This is a genomic window from Variovorax sp. VNK109 (assembly GCF_049445855.1).
Taxonomy (GTDB): Bacteria; Pseudomonadota; Gammaproteobacteria; order Burkholderiales; family Burkholderiaceae_C; genus JAGOCV01.
The window spans coordinates 440,766-456,670 of sequence record NZ_JBMSDV010000002.1 but is presented as its reverse complement, the minus strand read 5'-3'; the positions used below and the strand labels follow the sequence as shown (position 1 = coordinate 456,670).

Sequence of the window (15,905 nt, the reverse complement as noted above, 5' to 3'; positions counted from 1 at the left end):
GCATCAGGTCAACTGGCCGCCGGACTCGCCGCCTGTGTGATGTTGAGCATCAACTTCAGCAGCGAGTGCGTCTTTGAAATCAGCCATCGCCTCCCGCATTTGCGCAGCGAGCGCGCGAATCTTTGCGCGTCGACCACCGGCGTAGGCGTTACGCGAGGACGCGGCCTTGCCGGCGGCGCTTCGCGGGCCGGTGGATTTCGTCCACGGTGACCACGTCTTGATCAAGGCGGCCTGCCTCTGCTTCTGCTCTTCCGTCCAACGTCGTGCTGCCATGGGCGCTCTCAATAACAAATTGTTCGTTCTGCGCGTTCGCTCGATTTTTCTCACGCGCGGGCGGCGGCGCGCCGTTGTTCACCTGCTGGTTGTGCGCGACGTTCGCCTGCTGGATGACGTTGAAGTGTCGCGGATTCTTGGACTCCATCAACGATTGCAGCGTCGCCCGGGAGCCCGACTGAGCGCGGAGAGCAAGCTGCGTCAGGTTCTGCTTCTCTGTCGCGCCCACAGCAGCTGCGGCGTCCTGAAGCAGCGAGAAGAAGAGTGTCTGGAGGGCCACCGCCTGGTTGATGAACATGGCGTCAACGAGGCCAGTGTCACCTCGCTGGATCGCCTCCGCCTGCTCTTGCAGCGTGATCATCAACGGTCCGAGTGCATCGTCCATCCCGGCGCGTGCCGCGATGACACCCGCCGCAGCGAACTCACTGCTGGCCAGCAAGGCAGCGCTTTCGTCGGCGGCAGACTTCACGGTGATGTTGGGCATTTTCTTTATCCTCACTTCTAAAAATTCAGAATGGTCTATTCACAACCTTCTAACTGTTCTCAAACCATACAGCTGGATTCCGAGGGCTCCCGGGCAAAGGAGGCCCATACCGCCCTCAACGTGGTGGTGCGGGCCTCCATTCAGCCGTCATCGTCGGGACGCGCAGCAGTAACCTCGAGCTGATGCGCTCTTTGGCTGATCACCACAACCCCATGCATCTGGGTCATCCTCGCGCTGGTGATTTCGGCGCGCTTGCGGTGTGAGGTTTCAATCCTGCCGCGCTTCTGACTATCGGATCGTGCTGTCGGACGCTTGAATGAGTCAGGTCGGTTGACACGGGGTCAATTGCGACGCCCCGAAGGGCAAGCAGGAGCTTAGAAAATGACGGCGATAAAAGCACCGCAGGTAGGGAACTGTTTGCTTACTTGCGGTTTTTGATTCTGTTCGCATCCATCCGATCGTGATCCAGCTCTGCAAACTGGCGGTTGGCGGCACGAAAGTACTTCTCGCAGTTGCTCTCGCTCAGCCCGGTCAGGTCCAAACCGTGGATCTGCTTCTGGAGTTTGTCTTGAGTTCTCACCATATCCGTGGTCACGGACAGCACAGCGCCGAGGATCTTCAGGGCTGTCGTCAGACGGAATTGTTTCAGGTCATCATCGTCATCGACCGAGGTCTCGCCACCGATGGTCTCCACGAAGCGATCAAGTTCCGCCCTGCGGAAGCCGATGCGCAGCTGTGGACCGAGATCCGCCGACTGTTGCAATACCAGCGGCTCCCCGATGTAGGCCAAACCGACCCAGACCTGCAATGGGTCCCCTGGGCGCTGGTAGAACACGGGTTGGCAATCCCAGTTATCCACGTTGCCGCCGTCACGCTGCTTGCTGGCGATACTGCGCCAGCCACCACGCGTCGGTACGTCGAACACCCCCGAGAGGCTCTCAAAGCGCCGGTCGCCGGAGAAATCAAGAATCCGATCGCCCTCGACTTCAAGTACATCTTCACGAGGAATTTGATCAGTCTCTGGCCCCCGGTCACGCAGTTCGCCGCGCCGCGCCAGTATCTGGTAGTCAATCGTCTCGACGGAGAAATGGACCTTCTGATCAAGCACCAGATCCCAAAGGTCCTTCTCGCTCAGCTTTAGAGGATGCAAGATCAGCTCGAGGTAGCGCGCAGCGGATTTCGGGACCAGGTAGTCAAGCTGACTGAGCAGCTTAAGCTCGGTCAACACCGAGCCACGCGAAGGGTTTTTTGCCATGCCCCTGACTCTATCCAGTCGGTTTCAGCCCGTCTACACGCGGGGTGACGTGGCACAGTCGAAGGCGACCCCGGAGAAGCTCTGGGCATTGGCGATCCAGAACTTGTTGCGAGCCTTGCGGATGACGTCGTGCTGCACCAACGCGTCACGATGCAGGCGCAGGAAATTATGAAGCTGCCAGAAGCCGGGGCGGTAGCCCAGTTCGGGGTGTTCCCGAACGAACTGCCCCCAAGCATCGAGGGCAGGTGCCCAGCCATGGGTGTTGGTCATTTTGATGGTCCTCTCAGTAGTTAAATGCACGCTTGCGGCGTAACAAGCATCCTCCCAGCGACCAACAATTTAGGCACCGCAGGTGCGGAAGAATCGATCTACCTGCGGTGCAAAAATCAGACAGCGCACGCCCAGGATGCCTCCTGCGCCTTCTTGAGAGCTGCCGTCTCCAAGTGCCCGTAGCGACGCGCCAGAACGGCGGGGTCATGCCCCAGGACCTGCGCCGCCACCGGCAGCGTCACCCCGGCGCGCAGGAGCGAGGCGGCTGCCGCATGGCGCAGGTCGTGCATGCGCAGATCCGGCAAGCCCACCGAGGTCACGCACTCCTCCCACTGGCGGCGGAACTTGGCGGGCTGGCCCGGCACCTCCCCCTGGAACACCAGGCGCTCGGGCGGGAGCGTCGGGAAAACACGGCGCATCAACGCGGCGGTCTCCTCCTTGAAGAAGAGCATGCGCGGGGTGCCGTTCTTGGTGATGGGGGCCATGACCTGGCAGGCATCCAGGTCGAAGTCACGGCCGACCCGGTCCAGGATCTCGGACTTGCGAGCGCCCGTGTCGCACAGAAGCGCCACCAGCACGCCAAACCGCCGGTCCGTGAAGGCGAGCGCACGCGCCTTGAGCGCGACCAGCTGGCCAGCGTCGATGTGAACGCGCCGGATGGGCTCCTCAAAACGCGGCACGTCCAGCGTGGGGCTGCGGAAGGTCTTTTTGCACAGACGCTTCTCGCGCGCCCAGAGGTACACGCTGCCAAGGGCCGACAGGTCGCGGTTGACCGACGCCGGGGAGTAGCCATGCGTGACCATCGCGTCAGCGGCAATCTGCAGTTCGTCGGGGGTGATGACCCAGGCCGATTTTGCGCCGAGCGCGGCTTCCCACTTGCGCAGGCGCAGGTCGGAGCCGTCGCAGCGCGCGACGGAATAGGCCCGGATGAGTTCCGAGAGGGTCAGCTCTGAGGCGGGTTGGGCGACGGACGCGGCCAGAGCTGCCGCGAGGTCAATGGAAGGGATGCCAGGGCGCACTACGATTCTCCTTGGTCACTGCCGTGACCGGGTTGAAAAATCGCCGCAAGCGTGCGCCTAACTATCTGATTCTAAACAGAATCGAGAAAAATTGGTGGGTGATGCAGGGTTTGAACCTGCGACCCCTGCCGTGTGAAGGCAGTGCTCTACCGCTGAGCTAATCACCCGAATTCTTACGTTTGCTTTCCAGCAAAGCCTGAGATTATGCCACAGCCCCGGCACCCGATTACAGCTGCAGTCGCCAGACGGTCTTGCCGCCACTGGCCTTGTCCAGCTTGGCCAGTACGTCCTCATGGGCGGCGGCTTCCTGCTCGCTCGCAAATAAGACAGGCAGATCGAATCCGCGCAGATCGATGGCAGCCACATTGCCTGCAACGGTGGTATCGCCAGCCATATCGATGATCAGCGCGTCCTGGCCGCGCGTCATGTTGATATAGACGTCGGCCAGCAGTTCGGCGTCCAGCAGCGCGCCGTGCAGGGTGCGGCCGGAGTTGTCGACGCCCAGCCGCTCGCACAACGCATCCAGCGAATTGCGCTTGCCGGGGTACGCTTCCTTGGCCATCACCAGCGTATCGGTCACCGAGCTCACGTAGGTCTTGATGCCCGGACGTCCCACAAGCTCGAGTTCCTTGTTCAGGAAGCCGACGTCGAACGCCGCATTGTGGATGATGATTTCCGCGCCCTGCAGGTACTCCAGGAGTTCATCGACCACCGCCTCGAACTTGGGCTTGTCGCGCAGGAATTCGTTGCTGATGCCGTGGACCTTGAGCGCTTCCTCGTGGCTGTCGCGGCCGGGGTTGAGGTAGAAATGCTTGTTGTTGCCGGTGAGCTTGCGTGTGACCAGCTCCACGCAGCCGATTTCGATGATGCGGTCGCCGTTCTCGGCAGACAGGCCGGTGGTTTCGGTGTCGAGGACGATCTGACGTGTCATGTCAGTGATTTTCCTTGGCGTGGTTGATCGTGTACTTGGGGATTTCCACCACCACGTCCTGCTGCGCCAGGATGGCCTGACAGCTCAGCCGCGACTGCGGCTCGAGCCCCCACGCCCGGTCGAGAAGGTCTTCCTCGTCTTCATCCGGCTCGTTGAGCGAACTGAAACCCTCGCGCACGATCACGTGGCAGGTCGTGCAGGCGCAACTCATGTCGCAGGCGTGCTCAATCCTGATGTCGTTGTCCAGCAGGGCCTCGCAGATGGAGGTACCTGCGGGCGCCGTGATTTCTGTGCCCTGCGGACAGTATTCGGAATGGGGAAGGATCCGGATCACCGGCATCAGAGGGACTCCACTTTCTTGCCTGCCAGCGCGCGCTGGATGCCGGCGTTCATGCGCTGGGCAGCGAATGCTTCGGTGCCGTGCGCCAGCGCTTCGGTCGCCGCCTCGATGGCGGCCGCATCGGTGAGGACCTTCGAGGCGGCCGCAGCACGCATCAGCGCCTCGATGGCAGTACGCTCGGCAGGCGACAGCAAGTCACCATCGGCCGCCAGCGCACTTTGCGTGGCGGACACCATACGGTCGGATTCGAGCCGCGCCTCGGCGAGCGCGCGTGCCTCCATGTCCTGCCTGGCTGTCGAAAAACTCTCCTGCAGCATGCGCGCGATGTCACTGTCGGCAAGCCCGTAAGACGGCTTGACGTCGATGCGTGCTTCCACGCCACTGCCCTGCTCCCTGGCTGACACGCTGAGCAGCCCGTCCGCATCCACCGTGAACGTGACGCGGATGCGCGCGGCACCGGCCGCCATCGGCGGGATGCCGCGCAACTCGAAGCGCGCCAGGCTGCGGCAGTCGGCCACGAGATCGCGCTCGCCCTGTACCACATGCAAGGCCAGCGCGGTCTGGCCGTCCTGATAGGTGGTGAAGTCCTGCGCCATCGCGGTGGGAATGGTCTGGTTGCGCGGCACGATGCGCTCCACCAGGCCGCCCATGGTTTCAATGCCGAGCGAGAGCGGGATCACGTCCAGCAGCAGCAGATCGCCGGACGCGTTGTTGCCTGCAAGCTGGTTGGCCTGGATGGCTGCACCGAGCGCGACCACCTCATCCGGGTTCAGGTTGGTCAGCGGCTCCTGCCCGAAGAAGGCGCCGACCGACTTGCGGATCTGCGGCATGCGCGTGGAACCGCCCACGAGCACCACGCCCTGCACTTCGCTCTTGTCGAGCTTTGCATCGCGCAGGACCTTGCGGACGGCGGACATGGTGCTGGCCGTCAATGCGGCAGTGGCGGCCTCGAAGTCCGCGACACTCACGTCGCGCAGGACCGGGCCGGACGCGAGCTGTGCGGCGAACGTGGCGATGTCGTTCGCCGACAAGGCCTCCTTGCATGCCCGGGCAGCCACCTTGACGGCAGCCTTGTCACCGGCGGTCGTGGCCTGCAGGCCGGCCCGGGCCAGCACCCAATCCGCCAACGCGCGGTCGTAGTCGTCACCGCCCAGTGCGGAATCGCCGCCCGTGGCGACCACCTCGAACACACCACGCGCCAGGCGCAGAATGGAAATGTCGAACGTGCCGCCGCCGAGGTCGTAGACGGCATAGACGCCTTCACTGGCGTTGTCGAGGCCGTAGGCAATGGCAGCCGCCGTGGGTTCGTTGATCAGGCGCAGCACGTTCAGGCCGGCCAGTTGCGCGGCATCCTTGGTTGCCTGGCGCTGCGCGTCGTCGAAGTACGCCGGCACGGTGATCACGACACCATACAGGTCGTCGTTGAATGTGTCTTCGGCGCGGTAGCGCAACGTGGCGAGGATTTCCGCGCTCACTTCGACGGGCGATTTCACGCCGTGTGCCGTGTCGATGGACACCATGCCCGGCGCATCGACGAAGCGGTATGGGAGCTGTCCACGATGCGGCAGGTCTGTCAGGCCACGGCCCATGAAACGCTTGACCGATGCAATCGTGTTCTCCGGGTCCCCGGCCAGCGAAGCCTGCGCGTCGAAGCCGATCTGGCGACCGCCACCGGCGAGATAGCGCACCACTGAAGGAAGAATCACCCTGCCCTGCTCGTCCGGCAGGCACTCCGCCACGCCGTTGCGCACCGCGGCCACGAGCGAGTGCGTGGTCCCCAGGTCGATGCCCACCGCGATGCGGCGCTGGTGTGGATCGGGCGACTCGCCGGGCTCTGAAATCTGAAGCAATGCCATGCCGCTATTGTCCCAGTCTCTCGTAGCGCGCCTGCACGTCGTCCGAGAAACGCGCAATGAACATGAGGGCTCTGACTTGCGCCACTGCGGCGCCGTAGTCTTTCTGTTCGTCGAGCAAGCTGCCGCACGCGGCCAGCGCTTCGCGTTCGGCATTCCGGACTTCGGACGACAACCGGTCAAGCGCGTCTTCCGTGGAAGCATCGTCGAGCGCCTCGCGCCACTCCATCTGTTGCATCAGGAATGCAGGCGGCATGGCGGTGTTGTTCTCGGCGTTCACGGGCGCGCCATGGAGCTCGCACAGGTATGCCGCGCGCTTCAGGGGATCTTTCAAACGCTGGTACGCCTCGTTGATGCGCACCGACCATTGCATGGCCACACGCTGCGCCGCAGCGCCCTGCGCGGCGAAGCGGTCGGGGTGCGCTTCGCGCTGCAGTTCCTTCCAGCGCGCGTCGAGCGCAGCGCGGTCCTGCGCAAACCGCGCCGGTACGCCGAAGAGCTCGAAGTCAGTGGATTGAAGATTCATGGGTCAATAAAAAACCGCCAGCACGCATGTGAAGGCGGTTGGGTCGAGGCCGGCGTCAAGCACCGGCCAGGACGCGCGGCTCAGATGCGGAAGCTCTCACCGCAACCGCAACGGTCGCGTTCATTCGGGTTGTTGAAGCGGAAACCTTCATTGAGGCCTTCGCGCACGAAGTCCAGCTGTGTGCCGTCGATATAGCTCAAGCTCTTCGGATCGACCAGCACCTTGACGCCCTGGTCTTCGAACACCGTGTCTTCAGGCGCAGCTTCGTCCACATACTCGAGCTTGTAAGCCAGGCCCGAGCAACCGGTGGTCTTCACGCCCAGGCGCACGCCCACGCCCTTGCCCCGCTTGGAGAGATAGCGGGTCACGTGCCTTGCTGCTGCTTCTGTCAGTGTGACTGCCATGTCCGTCTGTTCAGCTTGCGATCAATGGACGGCAACAGCCGCGTGCTTCTTGCGGTAGTCGTCGACCGCCGCCTTGATGGCATCTTCCGCCAGGATGGAGCAGTGGATCTTCACCGGCGGCAGGGCCAGTTCTTCGGCGATCTGGCTGTTCTTGAGCGACGCGGCTTCGTCCAGCGTCTTGCCCTTCACCCATTCGGTGACGAGCGAGCTCGATGCGATGGCAGAGCCGCAACCGTAGGTCTTGAAACGCGCGTCTTCGATGACGCCGGTTTCAGGATTCACCTTGATCTGCAGTTTCATGACGTCGCCGCAGGCAGGCGCACCGACCATGCCGGTGCCGACTGTCTCGTCGCCCTTTTCGAAGGAGCCGACGTTGCGCGGGTTTTCGTAGTGATCAACGACTTTTTCTGAATAGGCCATGGGTTACCTCTTTTCTGTTCTATCGCGTCAGTGCGCCGTCCACTGGATGGTCGACAGGTCGACGCCGTCCTTGTACATCTCCCACAGCGGGCTCAGGTCGCGCAGCTTGGCGACGTTGTGCCGGATGGTGGAGATCGCGTAATCGATTTCCTCTTCGGTCGTGAAACGGCCGATGGTCATGCGCAGGCTGCTGTGGGCCAGTTCGTCGCTGCGGCCGAGCGCGCGCAGCACGTAGCTGGGCTCCAGGCTGGCCGACGTGCAGGCCGAACCCGACGACACCGCCAGGCCCTTGATGCCCATGATCAAAGACTCGCCTTCAACGAAGTTGAAGCTCATGTTCAGGTTGTGTGGCACGCGCTTTTCGGCATGGCCGTTGAGGAACACCTGCTCGATGTCCTTAAGCCCGTCCAGCAGGCGCTGGTGCAATGCCTGCGCCTTCGCCAGGTCCTGCGCCATTTCGAGGCGGGCCAGGCGGAACGCCTCACCCATGCCGACGATCTGGTGCGTGGGCAGCGTGCCCGAACGCATCCCGCGCTCATGACCGCCACCGTGCATCTGCGCTTCAAGGCGCACGCGCGGCTTGCGGCGCACGTACAGCGCGCCGATCCCCTTGGGCCCATAGGTCTTGTGCGAAGCCAGGCTCATCAGGTCCACAGGCAGCGTCTTGAGGTCGATTTCGACCTTGCCCGTCGCCTGTGCGGCGTCCACGTGGAAGATGATGCCCTTCTCGCGGCACAGCGTGCCGATGGCGGGGATGTCCTGGATGACGCCAATCTCGTTGTTCACGAACATGACGCTGATCAGGATGGTGTCCGGCCGGATGGCAGCCTTGAGCGCCTCCAGGTCGAGCATGCCGTCTTCCTGCACATCCATGTAAGTGACCTCGAAGCCCTGGCGTTCGAGTTCTCGCATGGTGTCCAGCACGGCCTTGTGCTCGGTCTTCACCGTGATGAGGTGCTTGCCCTTGCCCTTGTAGAAGTGGGCCGCGCCCTTGAGCGCGAGGTTGTTCGACTCGGTGGCGCCAGAGGTCCAGACGATCTCCCGCGGGTCGGCGCCGATGAGTTCGGCGACGTCGGCACGCGCCTTCTCGACGGCCTCTTCCGCCTCCCAGCCCCACGCATGACTGCGGGAAGCCGGGTTGCCGAAATGCTTGCGCAGCCAGGGAATCATCGCGTCCACGACGCGCGGATCGACCGGCGTCGTCGCGCCGTAGTCCAGATAGATCGGAAAGTGCGGGGTCATGTCCATGGCTGGCTCAGTACAACTCTGGCTGGCAAGAAACAACGGGAGCGGGGGTCAGGATCAAGCGCGGCACGCCGGTCAGGACTTCGCGAATGCGTTACCCAGCGCGAACACCGAATTCGGTGCATTCACGCGGATCGGCTTGACCACGGGCTGGCTGGAGATCGCACGCTTCGGCGAGGGCTTGTCCTCGATCGTCACGCCCTTGGCGATCTGCTCGTCCACCAGCTTCTGCAGGGTGACGGAGTCCAGGAACTCGACCATGCGCTGGTTCAGCGACGCCCAGAGTTCGTGCGTCATGCAGCGGCCGGCTTCGCCCAGGCAATTTTCCTTGCCGCCGCAATGCGTGGCGTCAATGGGCTCGTCCACGGAAACGATGATGTCGGCCACGGTGATGTCCGCAGCCTTGCGGCCCAGTGTGTAGCCACCGCCCGGACCCCGGGTGGACTCGACCAGTTCGTGACGGCGCAACTTGCCGAAAAGCTGTTCAAGATAGGAAAGCGAAATCTGCTGGCGCTGGCTGATAGCAGCCAGGGTAACGGGACCGTTGTTCTGGCGCAGGGCCAGATCAATCATGGCAGTGACCGCAAAACGGCCTTTGGTAGTGAGACGCATCGCAAGCTCCTAGGCTAGGCTTAAGCTAAACAGTTCCGACGCCTTGTGGGCTACGGAACACGGTCTCCGCCCTTTTCCAGCTTGTGCTGGCCCTTTTCATCGTCGGGTCTTTTGTTGTTGAGTATTTGCATCAAGTATAGCACAAAAACCCCATTGTTTTACTCAGGTATATGTCAGGGTTTCGGGACTTCCGATGCGCTCCGGTTGCCCGGCCGACGACTTGTTCTTGTAATTCCTGTGATTCCCAGTAGGACAAGTGGTTCCTCGATCCGGGATATCAAGTTTGTCAATCGATATTCAGGCGCCGGTAGAGAAACTGAAAACGACACAGGTGCCGGGTCTGGTGTCCGAGAAGGTGACGGTTCCCCCGAGCTCGGCAGCCCGAAGACGGATGTTGCTCATGCCCCGGCCGCCCTCGCGCGAACCTGCACCCAGTCCCCGGCCGTTGTCCGTCACGCTCATCAATGCGGTAGCGCCGTCCATCCAGGTGCGCACCGTCACCTGCGTGGCTCCCGCGTGCTTGACGATGTTGGCGAAGACCTCCTGCAGGCAGCGGAACAGGTGCATCACGCCACGTGAATCCATCGGCTCGCCGCGGACGGTGATGGGCGCAAGTTCCTCCACCTGCCAGACGAGTTCGATGCCCGCGGCTTCCAGCGCGGGCCCGATGCGCCGGCGCAAAGTTCCCAGGATGGCAGGCAAATCGCCTTCGAGCGGTTCCATGGAGTCGAGCGTCATGCGAAGTTCTTCCAGCGCATGCGTGAGCATGGCTTCCACCGCCGCCGAATCGGTCTTCGTGCCGCCGCGCACCAGATTGAGCGTCTGGACCAGCTGGCTGCCCAGGCCGTCATGCATATCGCGCGTGAGGCGCTGCCTTTCGTCCTCCAGCACCTGCCGCCGCTCGGCCTCGCGCAACTGGTCGAAGGCGTGATGCAGCTCCTGCTCGCGGTCGCGCACACGCTGCTCCAGATCCTGGTTGAGCTGCCCGATCTGCTGCATGTAGCTGGACGTGCGCTGCACCATCACCCAGGCCAGCGTCAGCATGAAGACGAGGCTGCCTGTCGTCATCCAGCGCAGGTCCCCGTCGCCGGGAAAATTCAGCTGCACCACAAGGAAATCACGCACACCCGTGACGAGCGTGACGATGCCCACCACCACCATCAGCCGCTGGTCGCCGTCGAGTCCCCAGCGCGCCCGGCGAAACATCAGAACCAGCGTGATGATGGAAATGACCGCCAGCACCGCTGTCCAGATCCGGTACATGTTGTAGTTGCCAGTCAGCGTGGTCACACCCAGCCAGACCGGCCCGACCCACAGGAGGCCGACGACGAGACGGCGCGCAAAGCCTTGCCGGAAATCGAACAACTCCCAGAGGAACAGGTACAGGAAGCCGCAATAGACAGTGAACGACAGTTTGTGCAGGTAGAACCACAGTTCGAACGGCATGTTCGGTTCCACCAGTGGCGTGAGCGCGAGCCGGATGGCCCACGCGGTGGAAGCCGCAGCCAGCAGCGCGAACACACGCTCCCGCGCCTGCAGCCAGATCAGCCCGGACAGGAGGGCCAGCAGCACGGAACACGCCGCCACCATCCATGTGGCCTGCACCTGCCACCAGTAAATCTTCTTGAAGCGTGTCTCGACGACATCTTTCGGTCCGATGACCAGCGGCGACAGCCCGCTCTTGCGCAGAAGCGTGCCGCGCACCTCGACGACGAGGCGGTTCTGGCGCGCATCCTTGGCCAGCAGTTCAGCCGGCAGGGTGACCATATGCGGCATGACGCTGGTATCGACATACCCCGGATCGTCCCACGAGTTCTCGGCAATCAACCGGTCGTTCAGCCAGACACGGAAGCGCGAGCCCACGCGCGGCAGGTAGACAGCGAGCGGCTGTGCCGCATGGTCGGCTTCCGACAGTTGCGGGGGCCAGGCGATCGCGTAGCGTCCCGTGCCTTCCCATGGCGGACGCTCGTCGTCCCAGATGTGCGGCAGCTTCACGGCCCGCGGCGGTACCGTTGTCGGTTCGTCGAGCTGCGCCACGGCTTCCACAATGGCCACCGCGCCGGGCAATTGCGGCGGCAGCGACACCAGCACCAGACCGCCGAGCACCAGTGTGAGCAGCGCGCCCACCCAGGCCCATGCGGGCACCTGATGCATTCGCCCCGCCAGACGCAGGAGCCAGCGCGGAAGGGTCAAACGAGCCCCCGCTCCTGCGCTGCGCGCACGACCTGCACGCGCGTGTGGACGGCAAGCTTGCGATACAGGTTCTTGATGTGCGATCCCACGGTATGGCCGGAGATGTCGAGCTTGCGGGCGATCTCCTTGTTCACGTAGCCCTGGGCAACGAGCTTGAGCACATCGGTCTCGCGCTCGGAGAGGATGACTTCGCTGGACAGCGCATCCGCGCGCACCGGCGGCAGCGAGTCCTGCACGGACCGCAGGCGCTTGAGCAGCAGCCGCGCAAGCAATGACGAGATGGGCGCCCCACCCTCCTGGATCTGCTCGATGGCCGAGATCAGTTCTTCGCCGCTGCAGCCCTTGAGCACATAGCCCGTGGCGCCTGCCTCGATGGCGTTGATGAGCCGGGTTTCGTCGCCGAATACGGTGAACACCAGCAGCTCGCAGCCGGGGTTGCTGACGGACAGCATCTTCAGCAGATCCTCGCCGTGACCGTCGGGCAGGCCGAGGTCCACAAGATAGACGCTGGCGGCAGCATCTGCGGCGTTTTCAGCCGCATGGGCAAACGATGCCGAATAGCCCGCCAGCTTCCACTCGGGCCGCGCCTGCAGCGTGCGCAGCACGAAATCGTGGACCGTGGTGTCGTCTTCGATGAGGTAGATCGAGGTCTGCATACCCGCGCGATGCTAACGTCCGCCGGCCGCCTTGGGTGTGAGCGGTATGACGTTGTCGCTGCCCGGCGCGCCGAAGGCCTGCTGCCTGAGCAGCGCCAACTGGTCGCGCACACGCGCCGCCTTCTCGAACTCCAGGCCGCGCGCGTGTTCGAGCATCTGCTTTTCGAGCTTCTTGATCTCGCGCGCCACGTCCTTCTCGCTCATGTCCTCTACATGCGCACGCGCCAGATCACGCTTCTCTGCTTCCTTGCTGGCCTTCTCGCTGTACACGCCGTCGATCAGGTCGCGCACCTGCTTGACGATGCTGCGCGGCGTGATGCCATGCTCCTCGTTCCAGGCGATCTGGCGCGCGCGACGGCGCTCGGTTTCGGAGATGGCCTTCTTCATCGAATCGGTCATCCGGTCCGCATAGAGGATGGCCTGGCCGTTCAGGTTGCGCGCCGCCCGTCCGATGGTCTGGATCAGCGAACGCTCGGCGCGCAGGAAGCCCTCCTTGTCGGCGTCGAGGATGGCCACGAGGCTCACCTCGGGAATGTCCAGCCCCTCGCGAAGCAGGTTGATGCCCACCAGCACGTCGAACGCGCCCAGTCGCAGGTCACGCAGGATTTCCACGCGCTCGACCGTGTCCACGTCACTGTGCAGGTAGCGCACCTTCACGCCGTTGTCGGTGAGGTAGTCGGTCAGTTGCTCGGCCATGCGCTTGGTCAGCGTGGTGATGAGCACGCGCTCGTTCTTCTCGACGCGGATACGGATTTCCTGCAGCACGTCGTCCACCTGGTGCGTCGCCGGGCGGACTTCCACCTTCGGATCGACCAGGCCGGTAGGCCGCACGAGCTGCTCCACCACCTTGCCTGCATGCTCCTGCTCGTAAGCGGCCGGCGTGGCCGACACGAAGATCGCCTGCCGCATGCGGCGCTCGAACTCCTCGAACTTGAGCGGCCGGTTGTCCAGCGCCGAAGGCAGGCGGAAGCCGTATTCCACCAGCGTGGTCTTGCGCGCGCGGTCGCCGTTGTACATGGCGTTGAGCTGGCCGATCATCTGGTGGCTTTCGTCCAGGAACATCAGCGCGTCGCGCGGCATGTAATCGGTGAGCGTCGAGGGCGGATCACCGGGCGCTGCGCCCGAAAGGTGACGCGTGTAGTTCTCGATGCCCTTGCAGTGACCGACTTCGCTGAGCATTTCCAGGTCGAAGCGCGTGCGCTGCTCCAGCCGCTGCGCTTCCACGAGCTTGCCCATGCCGACCAGCTCCTTCAGGCGCTGGTCGAGTTCGAGCTTGATGGTCTCGACGGCCGACAACACCTTGTCGCGCGGGGTCACGTAGTGACTGGACGGATAAACCGTGAAGCGCGGGATCTTCTGGCGGATGCGCCCGGTGAGCGGATCGAACAGCTGCAGCGACTCGATCTCGTCGTCGAACAGCTCGATGCGCACCGCCAGTTCGCTGTGCTCTGCCGGAAACACGTCGATGGTGTCGCCGCGCACGCGGAACTTGCCACGTGTGAAGTCCTGCTCGTTGCGCTGGTACTGCATGCGGATGAGCTGCCCGATCACGTCGCGCTGGCCCATCTTGTCACCCGCGCGCAACGTCATGATCATGCGGTGGTAGCTCTCGGGCTCGCCGATGCCGTAGATGGCCGAGACAGTGGCCACGATGACCACATCACGCCGCTCGAGGATGCTCTTGGTGCACGACAGGCGCATCTGCTCGATGTGCTCGTTGATCGCCGAGTCCTTCTCGATGAACAGGTCGCGCTGCGGCACGTAGGCCTCGGGCTGGTAATAGTCGTAGTAGCTGACGAAGTACTCCACCGCGTTCTTGGGGAAAAACTCGCGGAATTCGCTGTACAGCTGCGCCGCCAGCGTCTTGTTGGGTGCGAACACGATCGCCGGGCGACCCAGCCGCGCAATCACATTGGCCATGGTGAAGGTCTTGCCCGAGCCCGTGACGCCCAGCAGGGTCTGGAACACCTCGCCGTCCTGCACACCCTCCACCAGCCCCGCGATGGCCGTGGGCTGGTCGCCCGAAGGCGGGTAAGGCTGGAACAGTTCGAAAGGCGATCCGGGAAAACTCACGAATTCGCCGGGTGTCTGGATGGGCGGTGCTTCAACGGCTTCGGGCATGGGGGGCTAAAATTGAGGCCAATCGCATAGGCTAACCGAGCTTGGCGACAGGCGCTACTGACAACTCCAAAGGACTTTTTCATGTCATTGTTCTCCTCGGTCGAAATGGCACCGCGCGACCCGATCCTGGGTCTCAACGAGCAATTCGCTGCCGACTCCAACCCTGCCAAAGTCAACCTGGGCGTGGGTGTGTATTTCGACGACAACGGCAAGCTGCCGCTGCTCAAGTGCGTGCAGGAAGCCGAAAAGCGCATGATGGCTGCGCCCTCAGCCCGCGGTTACCTCCCGATCGACGGGATCGTGGCCTACGACAACGCCGTGAAGAGCCTCGTATTCGGGGCCGACAGCGAGCCCGTCAAGTCCGGCCGAGTGGCCACCATCCAGGCCCTGGGCGGCACTGGCGGGCTGAAGGTCGGGGCCGACTTCCTGAAGAAGCTCAACCCCGCAGCCAAGGTGCTGATCAGCGATCCGAGCTGGGAGAACCACCGCGCCCTCTTCAACCAGGCCGGTTTCACCGTCGAGACCTACACGTATTACGACGCGGCCAACCGCACCGTGAACTTCGAAGGCATGCTGGCCAGCCTGAAGGCTGCCGCAGCCGGCACCGTCGTGGTGCTGCACGCCTGTTGCCACAACCCGACCGGCTATGACATCACCCCCGCCCAGTGGGACGAAGTGGTGGCTGTGGTCAAGGCCGGCAAGCTCGTGCCCTTCCTCGACATGGCTTACCAGGGTTTCGGCAACGGCATCACGGAAGACGGCGCCGTCGTCGGCAAGTTCGTGGCGGCCGGCCTCACGTTCTTCGTCTCCACCTCGTTCTCCAAGAGCTTCAGCCTGTACGGCGAACGCGTCGGTGCCCTGTCGGTGCTGTGCGAGAACAAGGAAGAAGCCTCGCGCGTGCTGTCGCAGCTCAAGATCGTCATCCGCACCAACTACAGCAACCCGCCCATCCATGGCGGCGCTGTCGTTGCTGCCGTACTGGGCACGCCCGAACTGCGCGCCATGTGGGAGCAGGAGCTGGCCGAAATGCGCGACCGCATCAAGCTGATGCGCACCGCGCTGGTTGACAAGCTCAAGGCTGCCGGTGTGAAGGAAGACATGAGCTTCATCACGCGCCAGATCGGCATGTTCAGCTACTCGGGCCTGTCAAAGGACCAGATGGTGCGCCTGCGCAGCGAATTCGGTGTCTACGGCACCGATACCGGCCGCATGTGCGTGGCCGCGCTCAACAGCAAGAACATCGACTACGTCTGCGCGTCGATCGCCAAGGTGATCTGAGGCCCGCCGCATCGTGAGGTTTCCG

At 63.3% G+C, this 15,905-nt stretch carries 16 protein-coding genes and 1 tRNA gene; 1 reads left to right on the top strand and 16 read right to left on the bottom strand.

Features of this window, described 5'->3' with window-relative positions; all coding sequences use genetic code 11:
- Positions 1-148: 148 nt before the first annotated feature.
- From ACO2Q9_RS09740 to uvrB, 16 genes are all read right to left on the bottom strand, one after another.
- Complete coding sequence (locus ACO2Q9_RS09740) at positions 149-757, bottom strand: hypothetical protein (protein ID WP_423310687.1); 609 nt, start codon at positions 755-757, stop codon at positions 149-151.
- Between the two features lie 421 nt (positions 758-1,178).
- The gene (locus ACO2Q9_RS09735) at positions 1,179-2,012 is read right to left on the bottom strand and encodes a hypothetical protein (protein ID WP_423310685.1); all 834 of its coding nucleotides are present in this window, start codon (positions 2,010-2,012) and stop codon (positions 1,179-1,181) included.
- A gap of 33 nt (positions 2,013-2,045) precedes the next feature.
- A complete protein-coding gene (locus ACO2Q9_RS09730) occupies positions 2,046-2,282 on the bottom strand; it encodes a hypothetical protein (RefSeq protein WP_423310683.1) in 237 nt (78 codons plus the stop codon).
- Between the two features lie 116 nt (positions 2,283-2,398).
- Entirely contained in the window at positions 2,399-3,301 is a 903-nt protein-coding gene (locus ACO2Q9_RS09725) for a tyrosine-type recombinase/integrase (protein WP_423310680.1), read from the bottom strand.
- Between the two features lie 92 nt (positions 3,302-3,393).
- Positions 3,394-3,468 (bottom strand) — tRNA-Val (locus ACO2Q9_RS09720).
- 59 nt (positions 3,469-3,527) lie between these two features.
- Positions 3,528-4,232, bottom strand: coding sequence for a DNA polymerase III subunit epsilon (dnaQ, locus tag ACO2Q9_RS09715; protein ID WP_423310676.1), 705 nt, complete (start codon positions 4,230-4,232; stop codon positions 3,528-3,530).
- Between the two features lies 1 nt (position 4,233).
- Positions 4,234-4,572: an ISC system 2Fe-2S type ferredoxin gene (gene fdx / locus ACO2Q9_RS09710; RefSeq protein WP_423310674.1), complete on the bottom strand. Its 339-nt coding sequence runs from the start codon at positions 4,570-4,572 to the stop codon at positions 4,234-4,236.
- Positions 4,572-6,428 carry a Fe-S protein assembly chaperone HscA gene (gene hscA, locus ACO2Q9_RS09705; protein ID WP_423310672.1) on the bottom strand — a complete coding sequence of 619 codons (1,857 nt, stop codon included), beginning with the start codon at positions 6,426-6,428 and terminating at the stop codon, positions 4,572-4,574. The genes fdx and hscA overlap by 1 nt, the downstream gene beginning before the upstream one ends.
- Before the next feature lie 4 nt (positions 6,429-6,432).
- On the bottom strand, positions 6,433-6,951 hold the full coding sequence (hscB, locus tag ACO2Q9_RS09700; RefSeq protein ID WP_423310670.1) for a Fe-S protein assembly co-chaperone HscB: 519 nt from the start codon (positions 6,949-6,951) through the stop codon (positions 6,433-6,435).
- A gap of 80 nt (positions 6,952-7,031) precedes the next feature.
- Entirely contained in the window at positions 7,032-7,355 is a 324-nt protein-coding gene (iscA, locus tag ACO2Q9_RS09695) for an iron-sulfur cluster assembly protein IscA (RefSeq protein ID WP_423310668.1), read from the bottom strand.
- 21 nt (positions 7,356-7,376) lie between these two features.
- Entirely contained in the window at positions 7,377-7,775 is a 399-nt protein-coding gene (iscU, locus tag ACO2Q9_RS09690) for a Fe-S cluster assembly scaffold IscU (RefSeq protein ID WP_423310666.1), read from the bottom strand.
- A gap of 27 nt (positions 7,776-7,802) precedes the next feature.
- Entirely contained in the window at positions 7,803-9,023 is a 1,221-nt protein-coding gene (locus ACO2Q9_RS09685; RefSeq protein ID WP_423310664.1) for an IscS subfamily cysteine desulfurase, read from the bottom strand.
- Between the two features lie 72 nt (positions 9,024-9,095).
- On the bottom strand, positions 9,096-9,632 hold the full coding sequence (gene iscR / locus ACO2Q9_RS09680) for a Fe-S cluster assembly transcriptional regulator IscR (RefSeq protein WP_423310662.1): 537 nt from the start codon (positions 9,630-9,632) through the stop codon (positions 9,096-9,098).
- Between the two features lie 297 nt (positions 9,633-9,929).
- Positions 9,930-11,786 carry an ATP-binding protein gene (locus ACO2Q9_RS09675; protein ID WP_423310660.1) on the bottom strand — a complete coding sequence of 619 codons (1,857 nt, stop codon included), beginning with the start codon at positions 11,784-11,786 and terminating at the stop codon, positions 9,930-9,932.
- A 35-nt stretch (positions 11,787-11,821) separates the two neighbouring features.
- Positions 11,822-12,481, bottom strand: a complete 660-nt coding sequence (locus ACO2Q9_RS09670; protein WP_423310658.1) for a LuxR C-terminal-related transcriptional regulator — start codon at positions 12,479-12,481, stop codon at positions 11,822-11,824.
- A 12-nt stretch (positions 12,482-12,493) separates the two neighbouring features.
- Complete coding sequence (gene uvrB / locus ACO2Q9_RS09665) at positions 12,494-14,602, bottom strand: excinuclease ABC subunit UvrB (protein ID WP_423310656.1); 2,109 nt, start codon at positions 14,600-14,602, stop codon at positions 12,494-12,496.
- Positions 14,603-14,683: 81 nt separating this feature from the next.
- Between uvrB and ACO2Q9_RS09660 the strand changes: the two genes are divergently transcribed.
- Complete coding sequence (locus ACO2Q9_RS09660; RefSeq protein WP_423310654.1) at positions 14,684-15,880, top strand: amino acid aminotransferase; 1,197 nt, start codon at positions 14,684-14,686, stop codon at positions 15,878-15,880.
- Positions 15,881-15,905: the final 25 nt, after the last annotated feature.